This window comes from Natrinema soli (genome assembly GCF_028618695.1).
This window is the reverse complement of the sequence record NZ_JAQIVI010000079.1, coordinates 1-629: the sequence shown is the minus strand read 5'-3', so window position 1 is coordinate 629 and position 629 is coordinate 1. Positions and strand designations below refer to the sequence as shown.

Annotated in this window: 1 protein-coding gene and 1 pseudogene; one reads left to right on the top strand and one right to left on the bottom strand. The window is 70.1% G+C overall.

All coding sequences use genetic code 11. The features are described 5' to 3' along the window. Positions 1–363: enoyl-CoA hydratase/isomerase family protein (locus PGX04_RS04900; RefSeq protein ID WP_273737477.1), on the top strand; the 363-nt coding region annotated here is incomplete at its 5' end. Between the two features lie 22 nt (positions 364–385). Here PGX04_RS04900 and PGX04_RS04895 read toward each other — a convergent pair. Continuing rightward, positions 386–526: pseudogene (locus PGX04_RS04895) on the bottom strand (acyl-CoA dehydrogenase family protein); the annotation flags it as partial. Between the last annotated feature and the right edge of the window lie 103 nt (positions 527–629).

The following is a 629-nucleotide window of genomic DNA, read 5'->3' as shown; positions in this document are numbered from 1 at the left end:
CTCGTCCCCGGGGACGGCGGCGCGTGGCTGTTGCCGCGGCTCATCGGCGAGGCGAAGGCCAAAGAGTACCTCCTCACGGGTGAGGACATCACGCCCGAGGACGCCGTCGACCTCGGTCTGGCAGTCGACGTCGCCGACGACCCCGTCGAGCGCGCGGTCGATCTGGCCGGCAACCTGCTCGAGTTACCGGCGCTGGCGGTTCGACGCACGAACGCGCTCGTCGATCCGGAACGGTCGTTCGAGGAGTACTGCGAGCGGGCGATCGCCTTCCAGTGGGAGTGCGTCACCGATCCCGAACACGCGGAGGTGATCGCGGCGTTCGGCGAGGACCGTGAGCCGGACTTCGACCGCGACTACTCCTGACGCCGCCCCGTGCGAGCCCGTCTCAGGCGAGGTCGCCGAGACCCTCTCGTTTCAGGCTGTCCGCGATCTGGTTCTTCTGGATCTCGTCGGTCCCGGCCGCGAGCCGGCGACCCCGCGCCAGCCGATAGAGGTACTCCAGCGGATGTCCCCGCTGGTAGCCGTTCGCGCCGTGGACCTACAGCGCCTCGCTGACCACCCGCTCGACCATCTCGCTGGCGCGGAGTTTGGCCATCGACGCGTCGCGGCGGTCGGGGATCCGGCCCTGC